Origin of the sequence: Streptomyces sp. CB00455, from assembly GCF_001905445.1 — a bacterium.
GTDB lineage: Bacteria > Actinomycetota > Actinomycetes > Streptomycetales > Streptomycetaceae > Streptomyces.
The window spans coordinates 22,513-45,208 of record NZ_LIVQ01000017.1; the positions used below are offsets into that span (position 1 = coordinate 22,513).

Annotated in this window: 15 protein-coding genes and 4 pseudogenes; 12 read left to right on the forward strand and 7 right to left on the reverse strand. The window is 69.2% G+C overall.

All coding sequences use genetic code 11. The features are described from left to right. Positions 1-4 precede the first annotated feature (4 nt). The 6 genes from AMK16_RS33650 to AMK16_RS33675 all read left to right on the forward strand — a co-directional run bounded on the left by AMK16_RS33650 (position 5) and on the right by AMK16_RS33675 (position 5,355). Positions 5-1,231 carry a nucleotide disphospho-sugar-binding domain-containing protein gene (locus tag AMK16_RS33650; RefSeq protein ID WP_073921137.1) on the forward strand — a complete coding sequence of 409 codons (1,227 nt, stop codon included), beginning with the start codon at positions 5-7 and terminating at the stop codon, positions 1,229-1,231. Between the two features lie 74 nt (positions 1,232-1,305). After that, positions 1,306-2,187, forward strand: a complete 882-nt coding sequence (locus AMK16_RS33655; protein WP_079191922.1) for an ABC transporter ATP-binding protein — start codon at positions 1,306-1,308, stop codon at positions 2,185-2,187. After that, positions 2,184-3,161, forward strand: a complete 978-nt coding sequence (locus tag AMK16_RS33660) for an ABC transporter permease (RefSeq protein ID WP_079191919.1) — start codon at positions 2,184-2,186, stop codon at positions 3,159-3,161. Before AMK16_RS33655 ends, AMK16_RS33660 begins: the two co-directional genes overlap by 4 nt. A 109-nt stretch (positions 3,162-3,270) precedes the next feature. Then, positions 3,271-3,939: a GOLPH3/VPS74 family protein gene (locus tag AMK16_RS33665; RefSeq protein WP_158071280.1), complete on the forward strand. Its 669-nt coding sequence runs from the start codon at positions 3,271-3,273 to the stop codon at positions 3,937-3,939. A 28-nt stretch (positions 3,940-3,967) separates the two neighbouring features. Next, positions 3,968-5,095 carry a glycosyltransferase family 4 protein gene (locus AMK16_RS33670; protein WP_073921140.1) on the forward strand — a complete coding sequence of 376 codons (1,128 nt, stop codon included), beginning with the start codon at positions 3,968-3,970 and terminating at the stop codon, positions 5,093-5,095. After that, positions 5,092-5,355: a hypothetical protein gene (locus AMK16_RS33675; protein ID WP_073921141.1), complete on the forward strand. Its 264-nt coding sequence runs from the start codon at positions 5,092-5,094 to the stop codon at positions 5,353-5,355. The genes AMK16_RS33670 and AMK16_RS33675 overlap by 4 nt, the downstream gene beginning before the upstream one ends. 44 nt (positions 5,356-5,399) lie before the next feature. On the opposite strand, the gene AMK16_RS33680 is transcribed toward AMK16_RS33675, so the two are convergent. Further along, positions 5,400-6,377, reverse strand: coding sequence for a helix-turn-helix transcriptional regulator (locus AMK16_RS33680; protein WP_073921142.1), 978 nt, complete (start codon positions 6,375-6,377; stop codon positions 5,400-5,402). Positions 6,378-7,876: 1,499 nt separating this feature from the next. Here AMK16_RS33680 and AMK16_RS38715 point away from each other — a divergent pair. Both AMK16_RS38715 and AMK16_RS33690 read left to right on the forward strand, forming a co-directional pair. Then, positions 7,877-8,146: pseudogene (locus AMK16_RS38715) on the forward strand (prolyl oligopeptidase family serine peptidase); the annotation flags it as partial. Between the two features lie 464 nt (positions 8,147-8,610). After that, entirely contained in the window at positions 8,611-8,889 is a 279-nt protein-coding gene (locus tag AMK16_RS33690; protein ID WP_073921143.1) for a hypothetical protein, read from the forward strand. Between the two features lie 1,099 nt (positions 8,890-9,988). Here AMK16_RS33690 and AMK16_RS33695 read toward each other — a convergent pair. Together AMK16_RS33695 and AMK16_RS33700 are read right to left on the reverse strand one after the other, a co-directional pair. After that, positions 9,989-10,663, reverse strand: a complete 675-nt coding sequence (locus tag AMK16_RS33695) for a nucleotidyl transferase AbiEii/AbiGii toxin family protein (RefSeq protein WP_073921144.1) — start codon at positions 10,661-10,663, stop codon at positions 9,989-9,991. Beyond that, on the reverse strand, positions 10,660-11,025 hold the full coding sequence (locus AMK16_RS33700) for a hypothetical protein (protein WP_199885690.1): 366 nt from the start codon (positions 11,023-11,025) through the stop codon (positions 10,660-10,662). Before AMK16_RS33700 ends, AMK16_RS33695 begins: the two co-directional genes overlap by 4 nt. 837 nt (positions 11,026-11,862) lie before the next feature. On the opposite strand from AMK16_RS33700, the gene AMK16_RS33710 reads away from it, so the two are divergent. Beyond that, entirely contained in the window at positions 11,863-12,477 is a 615-nt protein-coding gene (locus AMK16_RS33710; protein WP_073921146.1) for a hypothetical protein, read from the forward strand. A 5-nt stretch (positions 12,478-12,482) separates the two neighbouring features. Beyond that, complete coding sequence (locus AMK16_RS33715) at positions 12,483-12,686, forward strand: hypothetical protein (RefSeq protein ID WP_073921159.1); 204 nt, start codon at positions 12,483-12,485, stop codon at positions 12,684-12,686. A 328-nt stretch (positions 12,687-13,014) separates the two neighbouring features. On the opposite strand, the gene AMK16_RS33720 is transcribed toward AMK16_RS33715, so the two are convergent. Continuing rightward, positions 13,015-14,334 carry a hypothetical protein gene (locus tag AMK16_RS33720; protein WP_073921147.1) on the reverse strand — a complete coding sequence of 440 codons (1,320 nt, stop codon included), beginning with the start codon at positions 14,332-14,334 and terminating at the stop codon, positions 13,015-13,017. Next, a pseudogene (locus tag AMK16_RS33725) lies at positions 14,331-17,900 on the reverse strand (polymorphic toxin-type HINT domain-containing protein); the annotation flags it as partial. The pseudogene AMK16_RS33725 and the gene AMK16_RS33720, both read right to left, overlap by 4 nt. A 679-nt stretch (positions 17,901-18,579) precedes the next feature. Between AMK16_RS33725 and AMK16_RS33730 the strand changes: the two are divergent. Further along, on the forward strand, positions 18,580-19,644 hold the full coding sequence (locus AMK16_RS33730) for an IS630 family transposase (protein WP_073921149.1): 1,065 nt from the start codon (positions 18,580-18,582) through the stop codon (positions 19,642-19,644). A gap of 15 nt (positions 19,645-19,659) precedes the next feature. Here AMK16_RS33730 and AMK16_RS34655 read toward each other — a convergent pair. Both AMK16_RS34655 and AMK16_RS38720 read right to left on the reverse strand, forming a co-directional pair. After that, positions 19,660-20,591: pseudogene (locus tag AMK16_RS34655) on the reverse strand (IS5 family transposase). A 537-nt stretch (positions 20,592-21,128) separates the two neighbouring features. Beyond that, positions 21,129-22,213: pseudogene (locus AMK16_RS38720) on the reverse strand (IS630 family transposase). Positions 22,214-22,499: 286 nt separating this feature from the next. On the opposite strand from AMK16_RS38720, the gene AMK16_RS33755 reads away from it, so the two are divergent. Beyond that, the coding region (locus AMK16_RS33755) for an IS110 family transposase (RefSeq protein ID WP_158071281.1) at positions 22,500-22,696 on the forward strand (197 nt) is incomplete at its 3' end.

Below are 22,696 nucleotides of genomic sequence, written 5' to 3' on the forward strand. Positions count from 1 at the left end.
GTTCATGCAGGTCGCCACAGGTGCGCACATCGCCCTGATGTCCGTGCCCCTGCACGGACACGTGAACCCGATGCTCGGCTTGGCCGCCGAGCTGACGGCCCGCGGCCACCGCGTCACCTTCGCCACCGGCGAGGACTTCGCCCCGCTCGTCGAGGAGTCCGGCGCCACGGCGGTCGGCTACCGCTCCGGCTTCCCCTCGGCCCGCGGCGGCCCCGGCGACTGGATCCCCGCCGAGGACGACGGCAGCCTCGCCGTGGCCGCCTTCGACCGGGAGTGCCGCACGGCGCTGCCTCAGCTCGCCGAGGCGTACGCGCGGGATGTGCCCGAGCTCGTCGTGTACGACACGGTGACCGGCTGCGCCCCGCTGCTCGCCCGCCGTTGGGGCGCGGCAGAGGTGCAGTTCTCGCCCACCCACGCCTTCCCCGACGCGGTGACCGGCCCCGCCGTCGGCGCGGGCCGGGCGGCACTGGACGGCACCGTGCCCTGTGTGGTGGCCATGCCGCGGTCGCTGCAGTTCCGGGCGGAGGAAATCAGCGGGCGCCACGTCTTCGTCGGCCCGGTCGGCGGCCCGCGCCGCACCGACGGCGACTGGGCCCCGCCGCACCCCGGCCGTACCTGCGCCCTGGTCTCGCTCGGCACGACGTACAACCGGCGCACCGACGTCTTCCGCATGTGCGTCCGTGCCCTGCGCCGCCTAGGCGACGACCGGCACGTGGTCGTCGCCACCGGCCACCCGGCCACCACCGACGAACTGCGCGATCTGGCCCGCGAGGAGGGTGTCGAGATCCACACCTGGGTGCCCCAGCAGCACGTGCTCCGCCACACCGACCTGTTCCTTACGGCGGGCGGCACCGGCAGCGTGCTCGAAGGGCTCGCGCACGGAGTCCCGCTCGTGGTACTGCCCCAGGCCGTGGAGCAGTTCGTGACGGCCGAACGAGTCGCGGCACTGGGCGTGGGACGGGTGCTACGAGCCGTCTCGTCGACCGGGCCGGACTCCGCCGACGAGCAGGCGCTCGCCGAAGCCGTACAGGACCTGTTCTCCGACAGCTCGGTACCCGCCCGGCTGTCCGCGATCCGGGCTGAGGCCGCGGCGGCGGGCGGCGCCCGCGCGGCCGCCGACGTCGTGGAGGCGGCACTCGCACGCCGGACGGAACTCAAGGGCCGACAGAGCCGACAGGGCCACCAGGAACCCAGGCAACATCGGGACGACATTCGGGAGGAACAGCGGTGACGAGGGCGCAGGCGACATGCTCCCCCACACAGCCGGCCGTCGCACAGCCGGTCGTCGACGTGCGCGACCTGCATATGCGGTACGACAGCCACGAGGTGCTGCGCGGAGTGGACTTCCAGGTGCACCAGGGCGAGGTCGTCGCCCTGCTCGGCCCCAACGGCGCGGGCAAGAGCACTACTGTCGAGATCCTCGAGGGCTTCCGCGCACGGTCCTCTGGCACGGTACGGGTCCTGGACACCGACCCGGTCGAGGGCGACGAACTCTGGCGCTCCCGCCTCGGGATCGTGCTCCAGTCCTGGCGGGACCACGGCAAGTGGAGGGTGGCGGAACTGCTGCGCCACTTCGCCGCGTTCTACACCCCCTACTCCACCCCCGCGCACCCGAAGCCGTGGGACGTCGACGAGTTGCTGACCCTCGTCGGGCTCGACGGCCTGGAACAACAGCGGATCTCCAGCCTCTCCGGCGGCCAGCGCCGCCGCCTCGACATCGCGGTCGGTGTGCTCGGCCGGCCGGAGGTACTCTTCCTCGACGAGCCGACCGTCGGCTTCGACCCGGAGGCCCGGCAGGAGTTCCACGAGCTGGTGCGGACCCTGGCCGGGGCGGGGAACACGATTCTGCTGACCACGCACGACCTTCAGGAGGCCCAGAAGCTCGCGGACCGCGTCCTCATCCTCGTCGGCGGCCGGATCGTCGCGCAGGGGACGGTCGACGAGCTCGCCCGGCGTATCGGCACCGACGCCGAGGTCGGCTGGACGGCCGACGGCACCGTCCACCGCCATCGGACCCAGGACGTCACCGGGTTCGTCCGCAGGCTGTTCCAGGAGAACGGAGAGGACGTGCACGATCTGGACATCCGGCGGGGTGGCCTGGAGGAGGTCTATCTGACCACCGTCAGGGAGGCCGAGGCCGGGCGCTCCGACCAGGCGGCCCGTCTCTTCGAAGGAGCGGCGCGATGAGCGACACGACGATCCGCGCGACCGGCGCCGCCGACAGAACGGCCTCCCGCCCGAGTGCCCCGGCCCCCGCCTCCGCGCCGACCGCCACGCCCGACGCGGCCCGGCCCGCCGCCGTCCGCCGCGTGAACCGCCTCCGATACGTACTGCGCGAAGGGGTACGCCGCGGCGGGCGCGAACTGCACCAGATCGCCACGACGAAGCAGGATCTGGCCGCCAACCTCGTCTGGCTGGTCGGCCTGCTCGCCCCCCTGTACATGCTGCGCGACGAGCAACTGGCCGACACCGGCATGACCGTCGCCGGTTTTCTCCTGCCCAGCCTGATGAGCATGTGCGTCGCCTTCAACGGCATGCTCGGCCTGACCCAACAGCTGATCGTCGAGCGCCAGGACGGCACCCTGCTGCGGCTCAAGGCGCTCCCCCACGGCATGCCGGCCTACCTCGTCGGCAAGCTGGTCTCCGTCTCGGGGACCGTTCTGTCCGCCTGCGCCGTGGTCGCGTTGACCGGCATCGTCATGCTGCCGGACGTCTCCGCCGCCGACCCCGGACTCTGGGCGGCTCTCGCCTGGGCGCTGCCGCTCGGGCTGCTCGCCATGCTCCCAGTCGGCGCGATCCTCGGCTCGCTGATCGACAGCCCGCGCAACCTCGGCCTGGTGATGCTGCCGCTGTTCGGGCTCGCCTCCGTCTCCGGCATCTTCTATCCGGCCTCCCAACTGCCCATCTGGGTCCAGCATCTGGCCGAGATCTTTCCGTTGTACTGGATCGGCCTGGCCGCCCGCTCCGCCCTCCTCCCCGACTCCGCAGTCGCCGCGGAGATCGGCGACTCCTGGCGCCATGCCGAGACAGTCGGCGTGCTCGGCGTCTGGGCGGTGGCCGGCCTGCTGATCGCACCGGTGGTGCTGCGCCGCATGGCCCGCCGCGAATCCGGCTCCGTCATGGCGACCCGCCGCGAGCGGGCGCTGCAGCGCCCGCTCTGAGCCGTAGGGACAGTTGGCGAAGCCCCAGCGCGTCGCGGACCCCGAACTCGACCTCCGTCCCGATTTTACGAATGACCCGAAGCAACCCACGAAGAAAGGTATGGACATCATGTCCGCTCTTGCTCAGGACCTCGCCCTGCTGCTCCTCGACGACAACTCGGGACGGAGCACCGTCGACATCGGTCGCAGACACCGGGCGGTGGGCAGCGCGATCCTGCTCGACCTGGTCCGCGTCGGCCGGGTGGCCGTCGACCGCCCGGGCGGAGACCCGAAGGACGCCCGGCCGGTGGTCCTGGACGCCGCCCCCACCGGCGACGCGGCGCTCGACCGTGCCCTGTCCATGCTCACCGCCAAGGACCGGAAGCTGGCCTGGGCCGCGGAGAACATCGGCCACGCCTGCTGGGAGCCGCTGATGGAGGCGCTGACCGGCCGCGGCCTGGTGCGCCACCAGGAAGGACGGTTCCTGGGCCTCATCCGTACGAACTCCTGGCCGGCCGAGGACACCTCGTATGAGGCGTCCGTCGTAGACCGCGTCCGCACCGCCGTCACCGGGGAGGGGGACAGGGCAGGCGACGGCGGGCCGGACGAGTCGACCGTCCTCCTCGTCATGATCCTCAACGGCATCGGCGCGCTGCCCGCCGTGCTACCCGGCGAGGACCCGCAGGCCATCGCCGAGCGGGCCGGCCGGCTAGTCGCGGCCCAACACGACCGCGGCCCCTGGGCCGAGGCGTTCAAGGGCCTGGACAGCGCCCTGATCACCGTGCTATTCGCGGGCTGAGAAACTGAGGGACTGGGAAACAACGATCATGCCCGACACATGCCCGCGGACGGCGGGCATCGTACTCGTCGTCGACCAGCGGCTGCCCGCCCCGGACGAGGACTCCGGATCGGTGCGGCTGTCCCGGATGATCGAGGAGCTGGTACGGCTCGGCCGCCAGGTGCTCTTCTTCCCGCTGGACGGCCGTACCGACATGTCGTACGCGACGCGCCTGAAGGAACTGGGAGTCGCGGTCCTCGGTGACCCGGCCGCGCAACTGCGGTTCCTGCGGGAGCAGGGGCACCGCATCAGACTCGCGCTGCTCTGCCGCCCCCAGCCCGCGATCCGGCTCCTCGGGGAGATCAGGGATCACGCACCACGGTGCACCGTGGTCTACGACACCGTGGACCTCCACTTCCGCCGTCTCGGCCGCGCCGCCGACCTGGCCGAACGGGAGGGCCGCACCGACCGGTTCACGCTGCGTGCCCAGGCCGAGACGACCCGGGCCCTCGAACTGCTCCTCGCCCGCACCTGCGACATCACGCTCGTCGTCTCGGAGGAGGAACGGACCACGCTCCGCTCGCTCGTCCCCGGCGCCGACGTCCGCGTCCTGTCCAACATCCACCTCCCCCCCACCGGCCCCGCGCCGGGCGCGGCGGACGGCGCTCGGGTGCTCTTCGTCGGTCACTACCTGCACCAGCCGAACGTGGACGCCGCACGGTGGCTGGCGCGTGAGGTGATGCCGCTGGTCAGCCGGGAGGTTCCGGAGGCGGGGCTCGACCTGGTCGGCAGCTCGGCGCCGGAAGCGGTGCTCTCGTTGGCGGGGGACGCGGTGACGGTGCACGGCTGGGTGGCGGATCTTGCATCGCTGTACGCGGCCGCGCGGGTGGTGGCCGCGCCCCTGCGTTTCGGGGCCGGCGTCAAGGGCAAGGTCGGCGAGGCGCTTGAGCATGGCCGCCCGGTCGTCGGCACCACGCTCGCCTTCGAGGGCATGGGACTACGCCACGGCACGGAGGTCCTTGTCGGCGACAGCGCGTCGGAACTGGCCGACCGGATCGTTCAGTTGATCAGGGACGCCGCTCTGGGCGAACGCCTTGTCCAAGCCGCGCTCCCCCGGCTGACCCTGCTGTTCGGCCCGGCCCGCGCCCGCGACACGCTCCGCGGACTCCTCGCATGAGCGCCGCCGGGACGCCGGAGCCCTGCACCGAGCTCGAGGTGGTGGGCGAGCGCACCGACGCCGCGGCGCCGCCCTGGCAGACGGCGGTGGTCCGCCTGCTCGCGGCCCTGCCCGCGCGGTGGCAGTGCCGGCCGGTGGCCGAGGAGCATCGTGTGTCGATACGCATCCGGGCGGCTGGGAGCGCCCCCGCGGAGGCGCGCTCCCAGCTCGGGGAGGTTCTCGCCGAGCCGGCGCTACGGGGTTGGCGATGGCGCTACTGAGACGGCGCGAGTCCCCAGAAGCCGCGGGTACGGAGCCGACTCGGTCAGATCCAGTGGCGCTCGCGCGCAAGGAGCGCGGCGTGCGCGCGGCTGACCGCGCCGAGGGTGCGCAGCAGATCTGCCACGTGGCGCCGATAGGTGCGTACCGACACGCCGAGGTCACGGGCGCCGATCTCGTCCTTGCCGACCGTGCACATGGATTCGAGGACCTGCCGCTCCATCTCAGACAGCTCGTTGTCGTCCGGCGCCACCACCTGGGACAGTTCGAGCGAGGAGTCCCAGATCTTCTCGAACAGCCGCTGGATGTTGTCGACCAGGCCGGTCTCGCGGGTGAGCAGGGCACCGCGGGAGGTGTCGGACGGGTCCTGCGGGATGATCGCCGTCTGCCGGTCGAAGATCAGGATCCGCTCCACGATGCTGTCCGCGACCCTGATCCGGGCCCCGTGCTGCGTGAGCTCCTGAAGGTAGATAAGGGTGAGCGGATCTCTGGTGGCCTCTTTGAGGACCACATTGCGCACCTGCACCCCGCGCCGCAGGCACCGGAGGTCCAATGGGCGGGCGTAGTCGATGTCCTCCTGGGTGAGCCGGGCGTACGGCTCAACCGAGTCGATGTGGTAGCGGGTGAAGAAGGCCAGGTCGTCCAGGCGACCCCGGACGTGGTCCAGCGTCTCCAGCCGCTCGACACCCGGCTGTTCCTCGTCGGTCGCGGCGGCCTCCTCCTCAAGAGCGGGGATCAGACGGGACGTCTGCGTTACATCCTGCAGCTTCTGATGGATGTCCGACACCTGCTGCTCGATCAGCCGCTGTATCGCGACGGCGGGCGCCGTCGCGACGACCGTCCCGAAGCACTCCTCGTCCACCCGCACCATCCCCAGCTCGCACAGCCGCCGAAGGGCCCGCTCGGTGTCCGCTGGCGGGGTGCGCAGGAGGAGGTCGTTGGCCGTGGAGTGGGGGTTGCGAAGGAAGTGCCGGTATACCCGCTCCTCGAGCGCCGAGATCCCCAATGCCGACAGGTTGTTCACGGTGTGTTCCCCCTACGTCAAGATCTGCGCCGGCTTGTGGTGGTCAGCCCTGGCCGGTGGACAGGCAGCCTAGGAGGTATTGATCCAGTAAAGGAACAAGGAGCATGCGCCCGCTTTGTGATTCATATCATCATCCCAATGCCGCATATGAACTGGTATGGTCGCGGGCCAGACCGGGCAGACCACACCGCTCGGCCAGCCGCACCCCAGCAGCCAGGCCGCCGTACGCGATCAGATGCGAGTCATCAGCCCCATGTATTTAGCTACGAAGACGATCTGATGTCCCGATAGAAGAAGCTCCCACTTGCGGTGATCTGGATTGCTCAGATCAAGAACGTCGCGAGGAAGAGACACCCCATAGGTGCAGGGCTACTGAAGGGGATCACCGGCTCGACGTGCGCCCGACGGCAAGCGGCATGCGGGGGTCGTGCTGCTGTGGAGGGTCGCCGCTCGTGTCGGGCTCACTCACGCTCTGGCCGCCGCGCTTCTGCGGGGTGCCGGGCCGGGGTTGCGGGACAGGTGCGTGGCGCTGGTTCAGCTGGCCTGCGCAAGCGCCCCTTGCGCGATGAACGTCCTGGCGGCTGAGCAACTGCATTACCAGTGGCAGGCGATGTTACCGAAACCGGTGTCGGACAGCACGCTGCGACGCACCCTGGAGGCGGTCGACGCCCCGGTCGCGCGCGTATCAAGCGGGTCCGCGTCACGGTCCGGCGCGTGGTGTGGACCTGGCTGGCCCTGCGGCCCGGTGGCTTTTCCTGGATCTCTGTGTGCGGCTGGGAACTGTCCCGCTGGTACGTCCTCAACCTCGACGTGACCGTCGTGACCTGTACCAGCCGGAAAGGAGGAGCGGCGGGCACGTTCAAGGGCACCTGGGGCCATCATCCGCCGGGGGCCTGGGTGGCCAGCACCCGTGAGTGTGTGTGGCGATGCTGCTGCGGCCCGGCAACGCGACGGCCAACGACGTCGCCGACCACAGGACGGCCCTGGCCGCCGCGCGCTGCGGCAGCTTGCGGACACGGTCACGCTCACTGTGGAGAATGACGGCGTGTACAGGGCTGCGATGCCAGAGATCGGCGGGAGCGGCCTCGTCGGCCTGCGCGAACGCCTGGACGCGCCCGGCGGCACGCCGGAAACGGTATCGAAAACAATGGCCTGTTCTCCCTTACGGTTTACCTTCCGAGGGCTGCGGACGAGACACATGTGCAGGCCTCCGGCTGGCTTAGGGATAGGTGGCCGGAGAATCGACACACAGCGACAAGAGTCGCGTACGACCGTGGCTGGATTTAGCGGGTTGCCGGATCCCAGGAACTAATAGACGATCACCATTGGGAGACTCCACCACCGCGCGCCTTATGCATCGTGTCCCGACGCCGGCGTGCAGCTGAAAGGTTCAACGGGGGTTGGAAGAACATGGGACGACCGGAGTCGCACATAGACCCAACGGAGGGTCCGCTGCAGTGCTTCGCTTGTGACCTGCGAAATGGACGCAGTGGCATGCGGCGGGAACGAGAGCGAACAAGCAGAGGTCCATCGACGATTTCCCCGCTGCGGCTCAGACCCTCCGCAGCGGTGGCTGGACCACCCACTCACAACTGGTGATCAGCGGTGAGTCGAACGGCGGGCTGCTTGCAGGCGCCGCGCTCAACCAGCAACCGCACATGTACCGGGTGGTGCTCTACGCAGCCCCCCCTCCTGGACATGGTCCGCTACGAGCGCTCCGGCCTGGGACCTTCCTGGACTGCCGAATACGGTTCCGCATCGGAGGATGAGGAGCTTGGCTGGCTGCTGGGCTACTCGCCGTACCACCGTTTCACGGCGGAATCGGAGAGATGTGCGCGGCGCTCCAGCACGCCGCTGGCCTGCAGAAAGTACAGGCGGGTCGAGGGCTCACACCGCTGCGTCGTGAAGTCGGGGTCGCTCACGGCGCGCGGGCCGTGAGCCGCATCGTCGAGCTGTCAGTCGATCACCTGTCCGTCGCCGCACAGCAAGCGGGGCTGCGGCTGCCAAGACTTAGTTTCCACCCTCTGCGCCGCCACTCCGGCGCAACAGCCTGTCGCGTCCAAGGCGAGGCATCGCGGACGGCAACCAGAGTGCGCACGTCTGCCACCAGGAGACACGCGGACCGACCGACATCTACCAACCACCTCCACGTCAAGAAGCAGCAGTACTCGTAACCACCTCCCACCCACCCCATGGTCGTTGCACTGGCGCGACCGTACAGAAGGAATCCGACATGCGTAAGGCACTTCCCGTCGCCGTCCTGGCCGCCACCGCCGCTCTTGTTCTGGGAGCCTCACCGGTCTTCGCCGCCGCTCCGAAGCAGCAGCCCGTCGTGTCTACGGCGAGCGCCTGGACCCCTCCCGCCGACTACATTCACGAGGCCTCGTTCTTCGGAGCCGCCGCGTGCCAGGCCGCAGGTAAGGAAGGCGTCACGGAGGGCCGATGGAGCGCGTACATCTGCTACCAGAAGCTTCCCTTCACACCCGTCCAGGAGCTCTACGTCAAGAAGTGACGCCTCTGACGCCCCCAGATCCGGCGACGGGCCGCGCCCCTCCTGCGGCCCGTCGCCGGGTCGGGAGGTCAGCGCCAAGCTGACCCGGGCCCGGGATGTCAAAAGACCGTAGGTGGGGTGCTCTGCCCGGCAGGGCCTGCACAGGCCGGTGGCCAGGGCCTCGCCGGCGAGCAGGATGCGACCGGAGCACTCTCTGCATGCGCCGCGGGGGTGTGGGTTTCGGTAAATGCCGGTGGCGGGCCTGCTGTTCGGCAAGGTCCAAGAGTGTCGCGTGCCTAAGGCGGGCTTCGGTTTCGGCGCGCGCCTGGTCTGCGTCCATGTGGTGGCTCTCGGCCCGGACGGCTGCTGGCGCGGGTGGTCCACGGCCCGCTGCGCGCCGGGCTGGTCCTGATCGTGATCGGCTACGTCCTGAACCTGGTCTACGACGCACGCAACACTCCGGCCACCCATCTCATCCGCACTCTCATCGAAGGGGGAGCCAACGTCAAGGTGCATGATCCACTCGTGGCCGTTATCCTTGGCGCAGCTGGTCCCGGAGGCCGGCGACAGGAAGTCACCCGCCCCACCCGCCGACGCGGGCGAGGCCGTGGCGACCACGGCCCCCGCCGCGACCGCCGTAAAGATGAATCCGGTGTGTGTCTTGTGCGTGGTCATGCCCTGCCAACCACCGACGACTTCACGGCGTCACTCGCCGACTCGGGCGAGGCCGCCGCTCCATGTGCATGAACGGGAGCGTAGATGCACCCCCTGACACCCGCTGTCCAGGGGTTCCCGACCGGGTCGGTTCGCCTCAGAACGGGAGAAGCGATCCCCGGGGGGCTTTCTGCGATAACCAGCTGCTCCGTCGGCCTCGGCGCCGGCTCGACCTGCCCCTCGCACGCGGGGTTGAACCTCGCGTACCGTCGTCCGTCCAGGTTCCCGCGGCCGGCTCCCTCGCATGCGGGGAGGAACCCGAGAGACCGCGCCGCATGCGCCCGCTACGGAGGCACCGCTGGCTCTTCGGTGCGGGCGTGACCGATCAGCCTCAGGAGCGCCGCCGGCCCGTGCTCAATGCCTACGTGTGGCGGGATCCCCGCAGCTCACTGGCCTGCACATGGCGTCAGCTGTCGTCGTCCTGGCCGTCGTCTTCGTGCAGGCGCTGCTCCAGATCGCTCACCCAGCGCTGGGCCCAGGCGCGGAGCTCGGCCGTCTCGTCTTCGGTGAGGCCGTAGGCGGCGAACTCCTCGTCGTCGGCCCAGTCCGCGCCGGCGAGGCGGTCGCGCAGGTCGTGGAGGCGGAACTCGTCGCGCCCGTGCCGTCTGCCGAGGCGCTCCAGCTCGTTGGTGGTGCGGTGCCGGGAGGCCGCGTGCACGTCGATGAGGTCGCGGACGGCGCCGCGGTCGGCCAGGGCGCGGACCTTGGTGCCGATGACGGAGTCGAAGGCGAGGACCGGCCCGTACTCGGTCTGAGCCGGCGGGGTCCAGAAGTGTTCCTTGAGGACGTCCACCTCGCACTCCTCGCCGGTGTCGGGGTCGGCTGCCATCAGGCGGGCAGTCAGGGCGTCCACGTCGATCACGCGCACCTGCCAGCCCCGTGCGGTCAAGCCCCGCTCGAGGTCCGCGACGATCTCGGCCATGGGGGCCGGGTTCTCGGTGGCCACGTCCAGGTCCTGGCTGAGCCGCTCGACGAGGCCGTGGGCCTGAACGGCGTACCCCCCGGTGATCACGAGGGGGTAGGGGGCGCCGATGTCGATGACGGCGGCCAGGAGCCGCCGGTGCAGGTCGCTCAGGTTCACGCTGCGGCGGATTCGGTGGTCGCCAGCTCGGGGAAGGCTTCCTCCCACACCTGCCGCAGATGCCTGCTGATCAAGGTGCGCAGGACGGGCCACTGGGCCAGGAGGAGGTCGCGGTTCAGCAGGGTGACAAGGTCTTCGTGCTGTCCTTCGGCCAGGACGGTGCGGTACAGGCCCATGCGCAGGCGGGGACGGTCCAGGTCGTAGGCGCGCAGTCCGGACCAGGCCACGTGCAGGGGCAGCTCGACGACGCCGTGCCGCGGACCTGCGAGTTTCTCCAGCGAGGCGGGCAGCCGGCCCGCGTACCGTGCGTGCAGTACCTCGGCGGCCGACGGCGCCGCGCTGCTGGAGGAGAGCGTGACCATGGACCCGATTATCCCGTGTCCCGTCCGTCTCCGGTACCGCAGACGCGGCACTCCGCCCCGAGGGCTACACCGGCGCACCGCGGGTCTGCCGACCCATCCCGGTCCGTGCCGAGATCATCCTGGCCCGTGCGGAATCGAGCGACTGCAAAGGGTCTTCCATGTCTCATGTACGCGGTCGACCGCCGCAAGGGTGCCGACCGCGCAGAAGGAGTCACAGGCCCACAAGGGGCACGTGCCTGCGTCTCGCGCTCCGGTTCACGGACTGCCCCAGACGCGCAAGGTTCCGAAACTGGCGAGCGCGCGTCCAAAACCGTGGGAGCGCGGGCCCTCTGCGGAGCGGCTGGTCCGCAGCCGTAGGACATGAGGAGGGCCCGGCCATCAGCCGGGCCCTGCTGGGAGCCGGCTTACCGGGGTAACCCGGACGGCGAGCTGACGGTGGTGGCGGGGGCCGACGGGTTCGAGGTCTGCGGCGTGCCGCCGCCTCCGCCGCCGAGTGCCGCCAGGGTCAGGATGAGGATGAGCAGCCCCCCGCCGCCTGCGGCAGCCGCGGCCGCCGGCGTCCCGATCCGCCGACGGTGAGGCCTTCCCGCTGGCAAGCCGTACATCTCGGCGTACGCGTACGCGGACAACTCACCCACCCGTTTCACCGACCCGACCGGCCGCACACCCGACGACCCCGACGACGGCAAAATCCATTCCTTCGGCCAGGCCGCCAGCATCATCGGCGAGGGTCTGGTTGAAGGGGCCAAGCTGCCCTTCCAGTTCATCGGGGACATCTACCACGCCCTCAGGGGCCAGAACGGTGGCACCGGCGGGTTCGTCGACAAATACCTTCCCGTGCGGCCGGCCTACCGCCTCTACCGAGCCGCCGAGATGTTCCGTGACCAGGGCTGCGAGGAGCTTGCAGACCTCTACAGCCATACGGCAGACGAACTCGCACAGCAGATTGCCGTCACGGGAATTGCCGGGCTGACCGGGTGGAGGCGGGCAGCAGTCAATCCGAGCGGGGTGGCTGCCGAGGCGGGCCCGGTCACGAGACTCTTGTACGGCGCGCGCAGAGGGGAAGGACTTCCCGGCTTTGCCGGGGTCAAGATCGATCGGCGTCCGACCGTCACCGAGCTGGAGAACATGACGGTCAAGCATGACGTTGAATTTGCTGTGGTCTACAAGCTGGGGCCTGGCCCTGGGGGGAGAGGCGGCCAGTACACCCTGTATTCGGGGCAGGTCGCGCGCGTAAGGGTACCGGTCACCGCCGACAGCATTCTGATCTACCATACACATCCGAGGGGTACCCGGTCACCCAGCACGGCCGACATGGACCTGCTGGAGTTGTTCGAAATGGCGGGGTCGCCCATGCGCTCCTCAAAGATTGTTCCAGTAGGCTCTGGAGGAGTCGTGACAACCTTCACGAAGGATGGCACTTCGGAATTCTCGGAATGGAGGCCTTGGTGACGGGCATGCAGGATTACGACCACTTGTGGGACGGATCCGAAGAAGGATGGGTCGTCATCAGGACCCGATCCGGCGGCACCGTCTACAACTGCCAGTCCCAAATGGCACTCCTGATCGAGGACGAGGACGAGCGGGCTCAGGTACTGCAGCAAATGCAGGAGCATGGGCGCCCGTTCCTCGATGCCATTCCCAAGCGGGACTCTGCGTGAACTGAGTTCGGTGCGTAGCAGGACCGTTGTGGCCCGGACCGCTCGGCGATCCGGGCCACACCTGCTTTCGGCTGGTCCACAGCCGTCCAGACCTCTCGATCATTCGGCGGCGTGTAGCGGATACCGGGCCTGGGCTTTCCTGAGGCTGATCCTTTGGAGTGGACACCCTGACAATGGATCTTGACGGTCCAGGGAGGTGGGTTTCGAGTCGGTCGAGGGCCATGACGGCGAGGTTGGCGAGGCTGCGTTTGACGTGGGCCCATAGACGCAGAGCGCCCCTCCGGAGGGAGGGGCGCTCTGGTTGTGCGTACCGGTTAGGGCAGGTGGGTCAGATGCGCTGCACCAGGTGGTCGACCGAGAAGAGGAGGTGGTCCTCGCCGTAGTGGAAACGGCCGGCGAGGGCCTCGTAGCGGGTGTACTGCTCCTCGGTGAGCGGAAGCTGGAGGACCTCCACTGTGCGCAGGAGCAAACGGAACGCGAGGTCGGGGTCGACCTGGGTGGCGACCTGTTCCAGGGCTTCCATGACCGTGGTGCCTTCAATGGGGTGGAAGCCGGGGCTGACCGCCCTGCTCGCGGCGAGGGATGACATGCCCCGGATCTCGCGCAGGACCTCGTCGCCGGCACCGGTGGCCGGCGGCGGGGCCGCCGGGACGTAGGCGGGTGCGACCTCGGTCAGGTGCTCCTCGCACACTTCGGCGACCTGCTCCAGCCACTCCCGGCCGCCGACGCCGAACCGGTCGATGCTGTAGCCACGGTCCGTTGCCGCCAGCCACAACACGGTGATCGCATCATCGGACAGGCCGGGGGCGAGCACCCGGCGGGTGTCCTCCAGGAGTACCGCCGCCTCCGAGCCCGGAGGGCGCTCGTAGCCGTCCGCCTTGACGGCGGCCGCGACTGCCCCGCGGGGCGTGCGGTAGTCCCAGCCCGCCGTGAACTGCCTGGTGAGTTGGGAGAGCCCGAAGTCCCCGTTGATGCCCTGCCGGAAGGCAGCGCTGACCGGCGGCCAGGTGATCGCGAGGCCGTCGTGGACGGCGCCCGGTGGGAAGCCGAACTGCCAGCCGAGGGCCACCAGGCGGCGGTACTGCCCGTATGGGACGGGCACGGAGTGCGCCTTGAGCGCGCGGAGCAACAGGCGCATGCCGAGATCGGCGTCGGCGCCGGTCACCACTTGCTCCAGGCAGTCGACAAGCTTCGGCAGCGGAGAAGCGCCCGCCAGGGCCGGGGCCGTGACGCGGAGTTCCGCCACGACCGCCTGGCACAGCCGCGAGTCCCGTACCGGCCGCACAGGCGGCGGGGTGAAGGACCCCTTGCTCTGCCGGAGCCGTACCGTGGACACCTCCGAGATCCGCTCCAGCCATTCACGGCAGGTCATGCCGTGGCCGGTCGGGTCGAAGGCGCTGCCGGTGGAGGCCAGCCACACCGTGCGCAGGACTCGCTCCGGGAGCTCGGACGCCAGCAGGCGGCGGGCGTCCTCCCCCAGCTCGATGGCCTCCTCGCCCTCTGACCGGTCGGCCAGCTCCTCCGCGAACCCGAGCGCGGCGGCCGGGCCGGTGGCGGAGCCGGGACGGCTGAGGCGTTCGGTCAGGGCGGTCAGACCGAAGTCCTCGCCATAGCCGAGTTCGTAGTACGCAGGACGTTCCCCGGTCATGGAGCCACCCCTGTGGGAAATGCGGTCATGATGGCGTATCCGCCACGTCCCTGGCCGCTGTGACCCGTAACCTTCATCAGTTTCAGCGTGACCTGGTTACCGGCATTGGTTACCGTTACACCGTCCGTGTGGTACGTCTTCCCCAAGGACTGAAGGGCGGGATAGGGCCGTGAGATATCCAGGACCACTTCTCCGTCCCTCGCTTTGGCGACCTTCTGCTGGAACTTCTTCAGCTTCTCCATGTCCCGCACCCTCTGGCCGTCCTTCACGACGGTGAAGTAGTCCTCGAAGACATATTCGATGGCCTTCTGGGCGGTCTCCTGGCTGGTCCACACCGTCTTCGGCACGCCCTTGTGTTGGGCCAGGGCGAACGCTTCGGTCGGAGTCGGAAGCACGTGCTCCCTGAGGGCGTGCATCTCGCCCGAGTCCTTGTACTTCGAAAGGGCCGGCAGGAGTTCGTCGTTGAGGTTGAGGCAGTTGTGCACGAGCACGTCCGACGCCCGTGCGCCCTCGGCGCCGACGTAGAAGGTGTGCGTGCCGCCGACCGTGAGGTCGTGGACCTGCCGGGATGCCGCGTCGGTGTCGCCGCGTATCCCTGCCACCGCGATCCGCTCCCCGTCCGGGCGCAGCAGCCGGTCTCCCGGGCGCAGGTCCGAGGCCAGGATCCAGCCGCGCTTCTCGGCGTAGATCTTGTGGCCGGGGGTGGTGTCCAGGCTGGTGCCGTCGGTGAGGCCGATGGTGACCAGGCCGTCGGCCGCGTGCTGGTAGGTGTCGGTGACCGGCTCCGAGCGGACCGTCCCGGTGACCGGGTCGCCGGCCAGTACCGCGTCGCCCACCCGGAGGGAGCTGATCGGGCGGTGTGATCCGTCCGCCATGAGCACGGGTGTGGTGGCCGGGAAGCTGTTCCTCTCGCACTTGGTGAAGATCGATTCAGCCAGGTTGGCCTCGTACTCGATGGCCGCCAGGGCCTCCGGGTTGAGCCTCAGCGAACGCAGGGCCCGCAGGGCGTCGGCGATGCCGATTCCGGTGCGCATGGCGGCGTCGGCAGCCATGATGCCCTCGGCGATGGGCTTGAGGATCTTCCCCGAGAACAGCAGGGCGACGTCCAGGGCCGCCCAGGCGCATCCGCCCCAGCTGCCGCCCTCACCACCGGGCCACAACTGTGCGCACTTGATCCAGTGCCCGAAGAGGATGTCCACCGGGTTGATGCCCGACTGATACTCGCCGATCGAGATGGTGTGCGTGATCTCCTGGGACAGTTCGTCCGTCGGGTACTCGCCCAGATACTTGGTCTCGTTGGCGGGGCATCTGCCGGTCGACGGGTCCGGGGCGTCGGCCGAGCACAGGTACAGATCGAGGAAGGCCTTGTACCGGATCTTGATGGTCATCGTGCAATCGCCCTTGTAGAAGAGCGCGTCGATCCACCCTTCGCAGCCGGCCGTCTTCTTCAGGGTCTGCGGAGCACCGATCTGCTCGGTGCGGTTGACCAGGTAGAACATGCGTCCGATGGACGCGCCGACACCGTCGGGGACGGTTCCGGCGTCGATCTGCTTCGCCTTGGCGGCCTTCTCCGCCCTGTCGGCCGCTTCCTGGGCCTCCTTGGCGTACTTGTCCGCGTCCTTCGCGGCCTGTTCGGCCTCGGTCGCGGCAATGGCGGCGCGGTCGGCGGCCGCCCGGGCGCTCTTCGCCTCCTCTTCAGCTCGAGTCGCCGCCGCGCGGGCCGCGGCGGCGTCGAGGGCCGCCTGGTCGGCGGAGTCCCGGGCCGCCTTGGCGTAGCCCTCGGAGCGTCCGGCTGCCTGGTCCGCGGCCACTGCGTCCGCCGCGGCCTGGCCGGCGAACTCGGTGCTGCGGGCCAGCGACGCGGAGGCCATGGCTGCCGACTTCGCGGCGTCAGCCGAGTAGCCAAGAGCCTCCTTGGCGTAGGTACGGGCGTCCGAGGCATGCTTGGCGGCGGTCGCCGCGTGCTCGTACGCGGCCTTCGCGTCACCCTGCGCCTGGTCGGCGATGACCTTGGCCGAGGCGGCTTCCTCCTGCGCGTTCTTGGCGTGCGCGTCGGCGATGGCTTTCTGCTGTTCCGCGATGCTCTTCGACGCCTGCCCGGTCAACACAACCAGTTCGGCGGCCGAGTCGGTGGTGACGTAGGGCGAGCCGAGCTGGATCGCGTCGTTCGCGGGCTTTGCGACCTGTGCGGCCGCCTTCCCAGCGTCCACTGCGGCCTGGGCGGTCACGTGTGCGTAACCCCCCGCCTTCGCCGCAGCGGCCCGGGCCTTCCCGGCCTCCGCGCTCGCCATGTCCGCCAGGGTCTTGGCGGCCTTGGCTTGCGTGTCCGCCGCGGTGGCCTGGGAGACGGCCGCCCGCGCGGAGAACGCGGCGCGCTCGGAAGCGCCGATCGCCTCGGCGGCCGCGCTCGTCGCGGTGCGCACGGCGGCGTCCGCCTTCAGCTTCTCTGCCTGGGCGGCGTCGGCGTCCGAGCGCGAGCGTTTGGCTGCCGCCTCGGCGCGGGTCGCGGCCGCATCGGCCTCGGAGGCGGCCTTCGTCGCCGCGTCGGCCTCGCCCCGCGCCCTGCCGGCCGCCGTCTCCGCGTCTGTCGCGTACTTGTCCGCCTGATCGGCGGCCGCACGTGCGGCGACGGCCTCCGGGGCGGCATCGAGGGAGGCGGCGTAGGCGGCCTTGGCGTCCGCCTTGGCGCGCGCGGCGTCGGCCTTCTGTTCCGCTTCCCAGGCGTCGTCGCGCTTGGCCTTGGCGGTATCGCGGGCCTTGAAGGCGCCGTTCCTGTGCTCGACCGCGGCCGCCTCGGCGGCTTCGGCCTTGGTCCTGGCGTTGCTTGCCTTGGTCCCCTCCGCTTCCGCGTTCTTCTTGTGCTGGGCGGCTTCGCCCTGCTTGACGGCCGCGGTTTCCTTCTCCTTCTTCGCCGTGGCCTCCTGGGCCTCGGCGGCGAGCCGCTTGGCGTGGGCGTTGGCGGCCGCCGCCTTCGCGTCGGCCTCCGCCTTCAGCGCCTCACCGAGCTTCGCCTTCGCGGTGTCCGCTTCCTTCTTGGCGTTGTCCCGGTGCGTCTGGGCGGCATCCGCGGCGGCCTTTGCCTGGAGCTCGGCCGTGTGCGCGGCCTCTCGCCGGAACTCCGCCTTCGACTGCGCGGCCTGGGCCAGAGCGCGCTGCGCGATGGTGTCGCTGTCTGCGCCGGAGGCACGGGTGGCCGCCTCGGCGGTCTCACCCGCCTTCACCATCGCGTCCAGTGCCGCCACCGCACCCTTGGTGACCTGGGCCTTCTGCAGACCCACCAGCATGCCGCGGCCACGCGGCGCGCCGTTCTTGTCCGCGATGGCGTAGGCCGCCTGCACGGCGGCGTCCGAGGCGGTGGCGGCCGTCTTCGCGGCGGTGGCCTGCTGTTTGAGCAGAGCGAGCTGCTGCTTCGCGCCGGCCTGGGCGTTCGCGATGCCCTTCGTCGCCAGGTCGAAGTGCGCCTTGGGCTGGACCTCGCCAGTGTGGCCGGACGGCTTGATGTTGACCTGCTGCGGGCCTCCGCCGGTGCACGTGGCGAGCAGCGCGTCCCTGCCGAGGTCGTACGTCGGTGGTTGAGCCCGTCCTGAGCGGTGCCGGCCATGGCCGGACCACCCAGCCGCAGCACATCGGCCATCAGGCACTGGTCCTGCCGCAGCTGCTCCGCGGTGGTGTCGTCGAACCAGTCGTACGAGTTGCCCGCGAGTTCCGTACGGTCCTGGGGGCCGGGCGGGGACTGCGGGCCGCCGACGGCGATCACGGCGACGGCGACCGCGGCCGAGATCGCGGGGGTGAGGAAGGCGGGTCTGCGCGATCTGCGGAGGCTTCGGCCTGGTCTTGTGTACAAAGTGGTGTCTTCCCTCGTGGCAGGCGAAGGCAGACGGGGATGTTTCGCTTCGAGGTGGTGCGCGGGGTCGAGCCGGCAGCACAGATGTGCAGCCGGCAGCGCCCGTTGATGCGGTCCCGTGTACCGGCCCGCGGCATCATGTCATCCCCCGTAGCGGCGCTGGTCCCCCCGGCCGCCGTGAACGTGTGCAACAACGACCAGGTCACGGTCGCCGTTTCACGCGGTGATCACCGTACCCGGCGGTAACAGCGTGCGCCATAGAGTTCTCGATCGCCAACACGAAGGCTCGACCATGCGCGGGGTACTTCCCCGCGGCCTGGGTCATGGCTTTGATGCCCAAAACTGTGTCCGCACGACGCTGCCCTAGTGACCTGAGTCTGAGGTTTGTCGTTAGTTCGGGTATGAGTCGTCCTGGTCCGGAGATTCCGCCGTTGTCGGTGACCGATGCCCAGCGTGCTGTGCTGGAGGGCTGGTTACGTCGTCGTTCGACGGCTCAGGCTCTGGCTCAGCGATCACGGATCGTGCTGGAGTGCGCAGACGGCCGCTCGATCATGGAGGTGTCCCGTCGGCTGCGGATTGCTCCAGACACGGTCCGCACCTGGCGGCGGCGCTTCCTGGAACACGGCTTGGACGGTCTGTGTGACGAGCCCTGGCCTGGTGTACCGCGCAAGATCACCGATGCCGATGTGGAGCGGGTGATCGTCAGGACACTCGAGGAGAAACCGAAGAACGCGACCCACTGGTCGACGAGGTCGATGGCCGCGGCGACGGGGATGTCGCAGTCGACGGTCTCCAGGATCTGGCGGGCGTTCGCGCTCGCCCCGCACCGTTCGCAGACTTTCAAACTGTCGACGGACCCGTTCTTCATTGACAAGGTCCGCGATGTCGTCGGTCTCTACCTCGACCCGCCTGAGAAGGCCCTGGTTCTTTGCGTGGACGAGAAGTCGCAGATCCAGGCCTTGGACCGGTCCCAGCCGGTGCTGCCGATGATGCCCGGTGTTCCAGAGCGCCGCAGCCACGACTACATCCGCGCCGGCACCACCACCCTCTTCGCAGCCCTCGAAGTCGCGACGGGCAAGGTGATCGGATCACTGCACCGACGGCACCGGGCCGTCGACAAGGAAGTCCCGGCCAGTCTCCAGGTCCATCTGATCCTGGACAACTACGCCACCCACAAGACGCCGGACGTGAAGAAGTGGCTGCTGGCGCACCCGCGCTTTCACCTGCACTTCACGCCCACGAGCGCGTCCTGGCTGAACCTGGTCGAGCGGTGGTTCGCCGAGCTCACACAGAAGAAACTCAAGCGTGGAGTCCACCGCTCCGTCCAGGCACTCGAACGCGACATCCGGGCCTGGCTGACCGACTGGAACGAGCAGCCCAGGCCCTTCGTCTGGACGAAGACCGCTGACGAGATCCTCGACAAAGTCGCCGCCTACTGCCACCGAATCTCTGACTCAGGTCACTAGGTTCTGTCCCGCCGATCATGTCCGGAGCCAGATGATGGTTGCTGCGACGGCAACGGTGCCCAGGTAGACGTACGCGCGCTTGTCGTACCTCGTGGACACCGCTCGGTAGTTCTTGAGCTTGTTGATCGCCCGTTCCACGGTGTTGCGCTTCTTGTACCGCTCCTTATCGAAGCCGGGTGGGCGACCTCCTGCCCGGCCCCGGCGTATGCGGTGCACGGCCTGATCGCTCTTCTCGGGAATGACGTGGCGGATGCGGCGTCGCCGCAGGTAGCGGCGGGTCCGGCGATTGCTGTATGCCTTATCGGCGCTCACGCTGTCTGGTGTAGTGCGCGGGCGGCCCGGCCCGAGTCGAGGCACCCGAATGCGTTCTATGACTGGCTCGAACTGCGTGCAGTCCGCCCGCTGGCCTGCCGTCAGCAACAGTGAAAGCACGCGGCAACGCCCGTCGGCACTCAAGTGGATCTTGGTGGTGAAGCCTCCTCGGGAGCGACCGAGCGCCTCACCTCCTGCACCACCTCCGCCAGGCGGGCGCACAGTCTCACCCATGGCCTTCCGCTCTGGTGTGCCATCGCGGCCGCCCCTTTTGATGCGGCGGGCGGCGGAGCTTTCCGCGCGCCGGCCGCATGCTGGTGGGCACGGATCGAGGTGGAGTCAACCGAGACGTCCCAGTCGATCCCACCGGCGGCATCGGCCTGGGCCTGCACCTGCTGGAGTAGCCGTTCCCAGGTTCCGTCGGCCGACCAGCGCCGGTGACGCTCGTAGACAGTCTTCCATGGCCCGTAGCGTTCAGGCAGGTCACGCCACTGCACCCCGGTTCGCACTCGGTGCAGGATGCCGTTGACCACCTGGCGGTGGTCACGCCACCGCCCGCAGCGGTTATTGCCCGTGGGCAGGAGCGGCTCCAGACGTCGCCACTCCGCCTCTGTCAGATCCCCCCGACCAGTCACGCAAGAGCCAACGATCCCGTGGGCGACATCGGTACGGTCAGCACCTGCAATGCCACCACGCCAACTCCGGGTCTTCTGTCGGCTCGTGATGCGTTCGCCCGAGGAGCACCGCGTCCAGGCGTTCGACCTGCACCCGAAGTTCGCCGGCGGCCCTTGGCGGAAGCATGGACAGAGCATCTTGCAGCTTGTCCCGGGCCCAACCTTCGCCGCAGCAGGGGCAGGTGAACTCTGCCTCCCATTGTCTCCACCGGCGCCTCGTGCCGTGAACGCGCACGGACCACACGCTCAGTGCCACCGTCACGATCCCCGGAGACAATCGCTCTCGTTCGAGCACACGGACAGCGGCATTCGCCGCTCCCGACAGACCTGGGACATCGCGGTACCGCACCCAGGGTCTACCCCAGCCGCGTTCCCGCGGCCGAAGTGAAGCTGGTGTTCTACGAGGCACGGCCCCTTCGGATGTAAGTCATGGGCGGCATCCTCCCACACCCATGATCGGCGGGACAGAACCTAGTGACCTGAGTCTGAGGTTTGTCGTTACTGAGGTTGTAGGCGTGGTGTCGTCAGTGTGAGACCGGTCCCGGTGAGGCAGCCGTCGATGATGTCGCTGCGGTATTGGATCTGGCGGAGGCCACGTCGTAGCCGACGGATGAGGTGGTCGGGGCCGGTGAAGGCGGTGTTGGCCTGGGTGGTCCGGCGGAGTACCGACCAGATGCCTTCCACCGGGTTGAGGTCGGGTGCGTAGGGCGGCAGGTGGTAGGCGGTGATCCAGTCCTGTGCGTCGATGAAGGCCCGCATCCGACGGTCTTTGTGGACGTTCAGGTTGTCCCATATGAGGACGATGGGTCCGTCGAGCTGCTGGTGGGCGGCGATGAGGAGGTCGCGGTACTCGGTCCAGGCGAAGCTCTTGCGTCCGCCGCTCTTGTGATCGGTATGGCGTTTGGGCCGGTAGATCAGGCGGGAGCGTTCGCCGGGCTTGTAGCAGCACAGGGCCGCGATGGAGAAGCGACGCTGAGAACGGCCTCTCACCCGGATGACCGGGGTGGATCCGCGCCTGCCCCACGTGCGGGAGGTCGGCGGCGTCATCGAGAATCCTGCCTCGTCCTCGAAGACGATCCAGGCCCCGAGCGCCGCCGCGGTGGTTCCAAGCGAGGCCACACCTCCTTCACCCAGCCGGCCACCGCCGCCTCCTCCCGCTCGACCGCCCGACGGGCCGGAACCTGGTGACTCCAGCCACGGCGCCGCAGCATCTGCGAGATCCCCGACAACGTCATGGACTTGTGGAACCGCCGCCCGATCAGCGTCTTGATCCGGGCAAGCGTCCACCGCTGATCCGGCCAGCCGTGAGCGACCGGGCCCTTGGCCAACTCCTCCTCGAGCACCGCGAACAGCCCATCGCTCAGCTTCGGCCGGGACACCGGGCCACGGGAACGAACCCCGTCCTGACCAGCCTCCCGCCAGGCCCGCCGCCACCGCTGAACCGACCGGACGCTGACCCGTAACTCCTTCGCGATCTCCGTACTGCCCCGCCCGACGGCGAACATACCGATCGCTTCCATCCGGACCCGCTAACGGAACGCTTGCCTCTCCGCGGTCAGACCCCCACCCTGCGGATACCTCATACCTCCGGCATACCGCCACGATCACCAACCGTCAGCCCCTACGACAAGACGACTTCAAGGTCCTTACGTTGTTGGTGGGTCGATTCCGCTCACTCGTAGGATCGGAAGGCCCTGGGGCACTGGGTGTGGCTGTCAAGCTCATGCCGCACGTGTGGCTTCTACTGATTGGCCGCCCGGTGCCCCGCGACGACTCGGCCACTGATTGGGATGCGCGCGGAGATCGCTTGGTAAGGACACGCTGGCGAGGTCGTCTGCTGGGACCAGTACCGGAACTTCGGAGGTGAGCGTGCCCGAACTCTGGGCCGGAACGGACGCGGGCAAAGCCGAGCATCACTGCACTGTGATCGACACCGAGGGCAAGCGGAGGCTGTCGAGGCGGGTCGCCAACGACGAGAACACACTGCTCCAGCTGATCGCAGATGTTCTCGCGTTGAGTGAGGGCGAGCCAGTGACCTGGGCTATCGACCTCAACGCTGGCGGAGC

Excerpts from the sequence above, each read along its gene's own strand:
- AMK16_RS33655 (WP_079191922.1), top strand. The coding sequence starts at position 1,306 with ATGCGGTACGACAGCCACGAGGTGCTGCGCGGAGTGGACTTCCAGGTG.
- AMK16_RS33730 (WP_073921149.1), top strand. The coding sequence starts at position 18,580 with ATGAGTCGTCCTGGTCCGGAGATTCCGCCGTTGTCGGTGACCGATGCC.
- AMK16_RS33665 (WP_158071280.1), top strand. The coding sequence starts at position 3,271 with ATGTCCGCTCTTGCTCAGGACCTCGCCCTGCTGCTCCTCGACGACAAC.
- AMK16_RS33700 (WP_199885690.1), bottom strand. The coding sequence starts at position 11,025 with ATGGTCACGCTCTCCTCCAGCAGCGCGGCGCCGTCGGCCGCCGAGGTA.
- AMK16_RS33675 (WP_073921141.1), top strand. The coding sequence starts at position 5,092 with ATGAGCGCCGCCGGGACGCCGGAGCCCTGCACCGAGCTCGAGGTGGTG.
- AMK16_RS33670 (WP_073921140.1), top strand. The coding sequence starts at position 3,968 with ATGCCCGACACATGCCCGCGGACGGCGGGCATCGTACTCGTCGTCGAC.
- AMK16_RS33715 (WP_073921159.1), top strand. The coding sequence starts at position 12,483 with ATGCAGGATTACGACCACTTGTGGGACGGATCCGAAGAAGGATGGGTC.
- AMK16_RS33690 (WP_073921143.1), top strand. The coding sequence starts at position 8,611 with ATGCGTAAGGCACTTCCCGTCGCCGTCCTGGCCGCCACCGCCGCTCTT.
- AMK16_RS33650 (WP_073921137.1), top strand. The coding sequence starts at position 5 with ATGCAGGTCGCCACAGGTGCGCACATCGCCCTGATGTCCGTGCCCCTG.
- AMK16_RS33720 (WP_073921147.1), bottom strand. The coding sequence starts at position 14,334 with ATGACCGGGGAACGTCCTGCGTACTACGAACTCGGCTATGGCGAGGAC.
- AMK16_RS33660 (WP_079191919.1), top strand. The coding sequence starts at position 2,184 with ATGAGCGACACGACGATCCGCGCGACCGGCGCCGCCGACAGAACGGCC.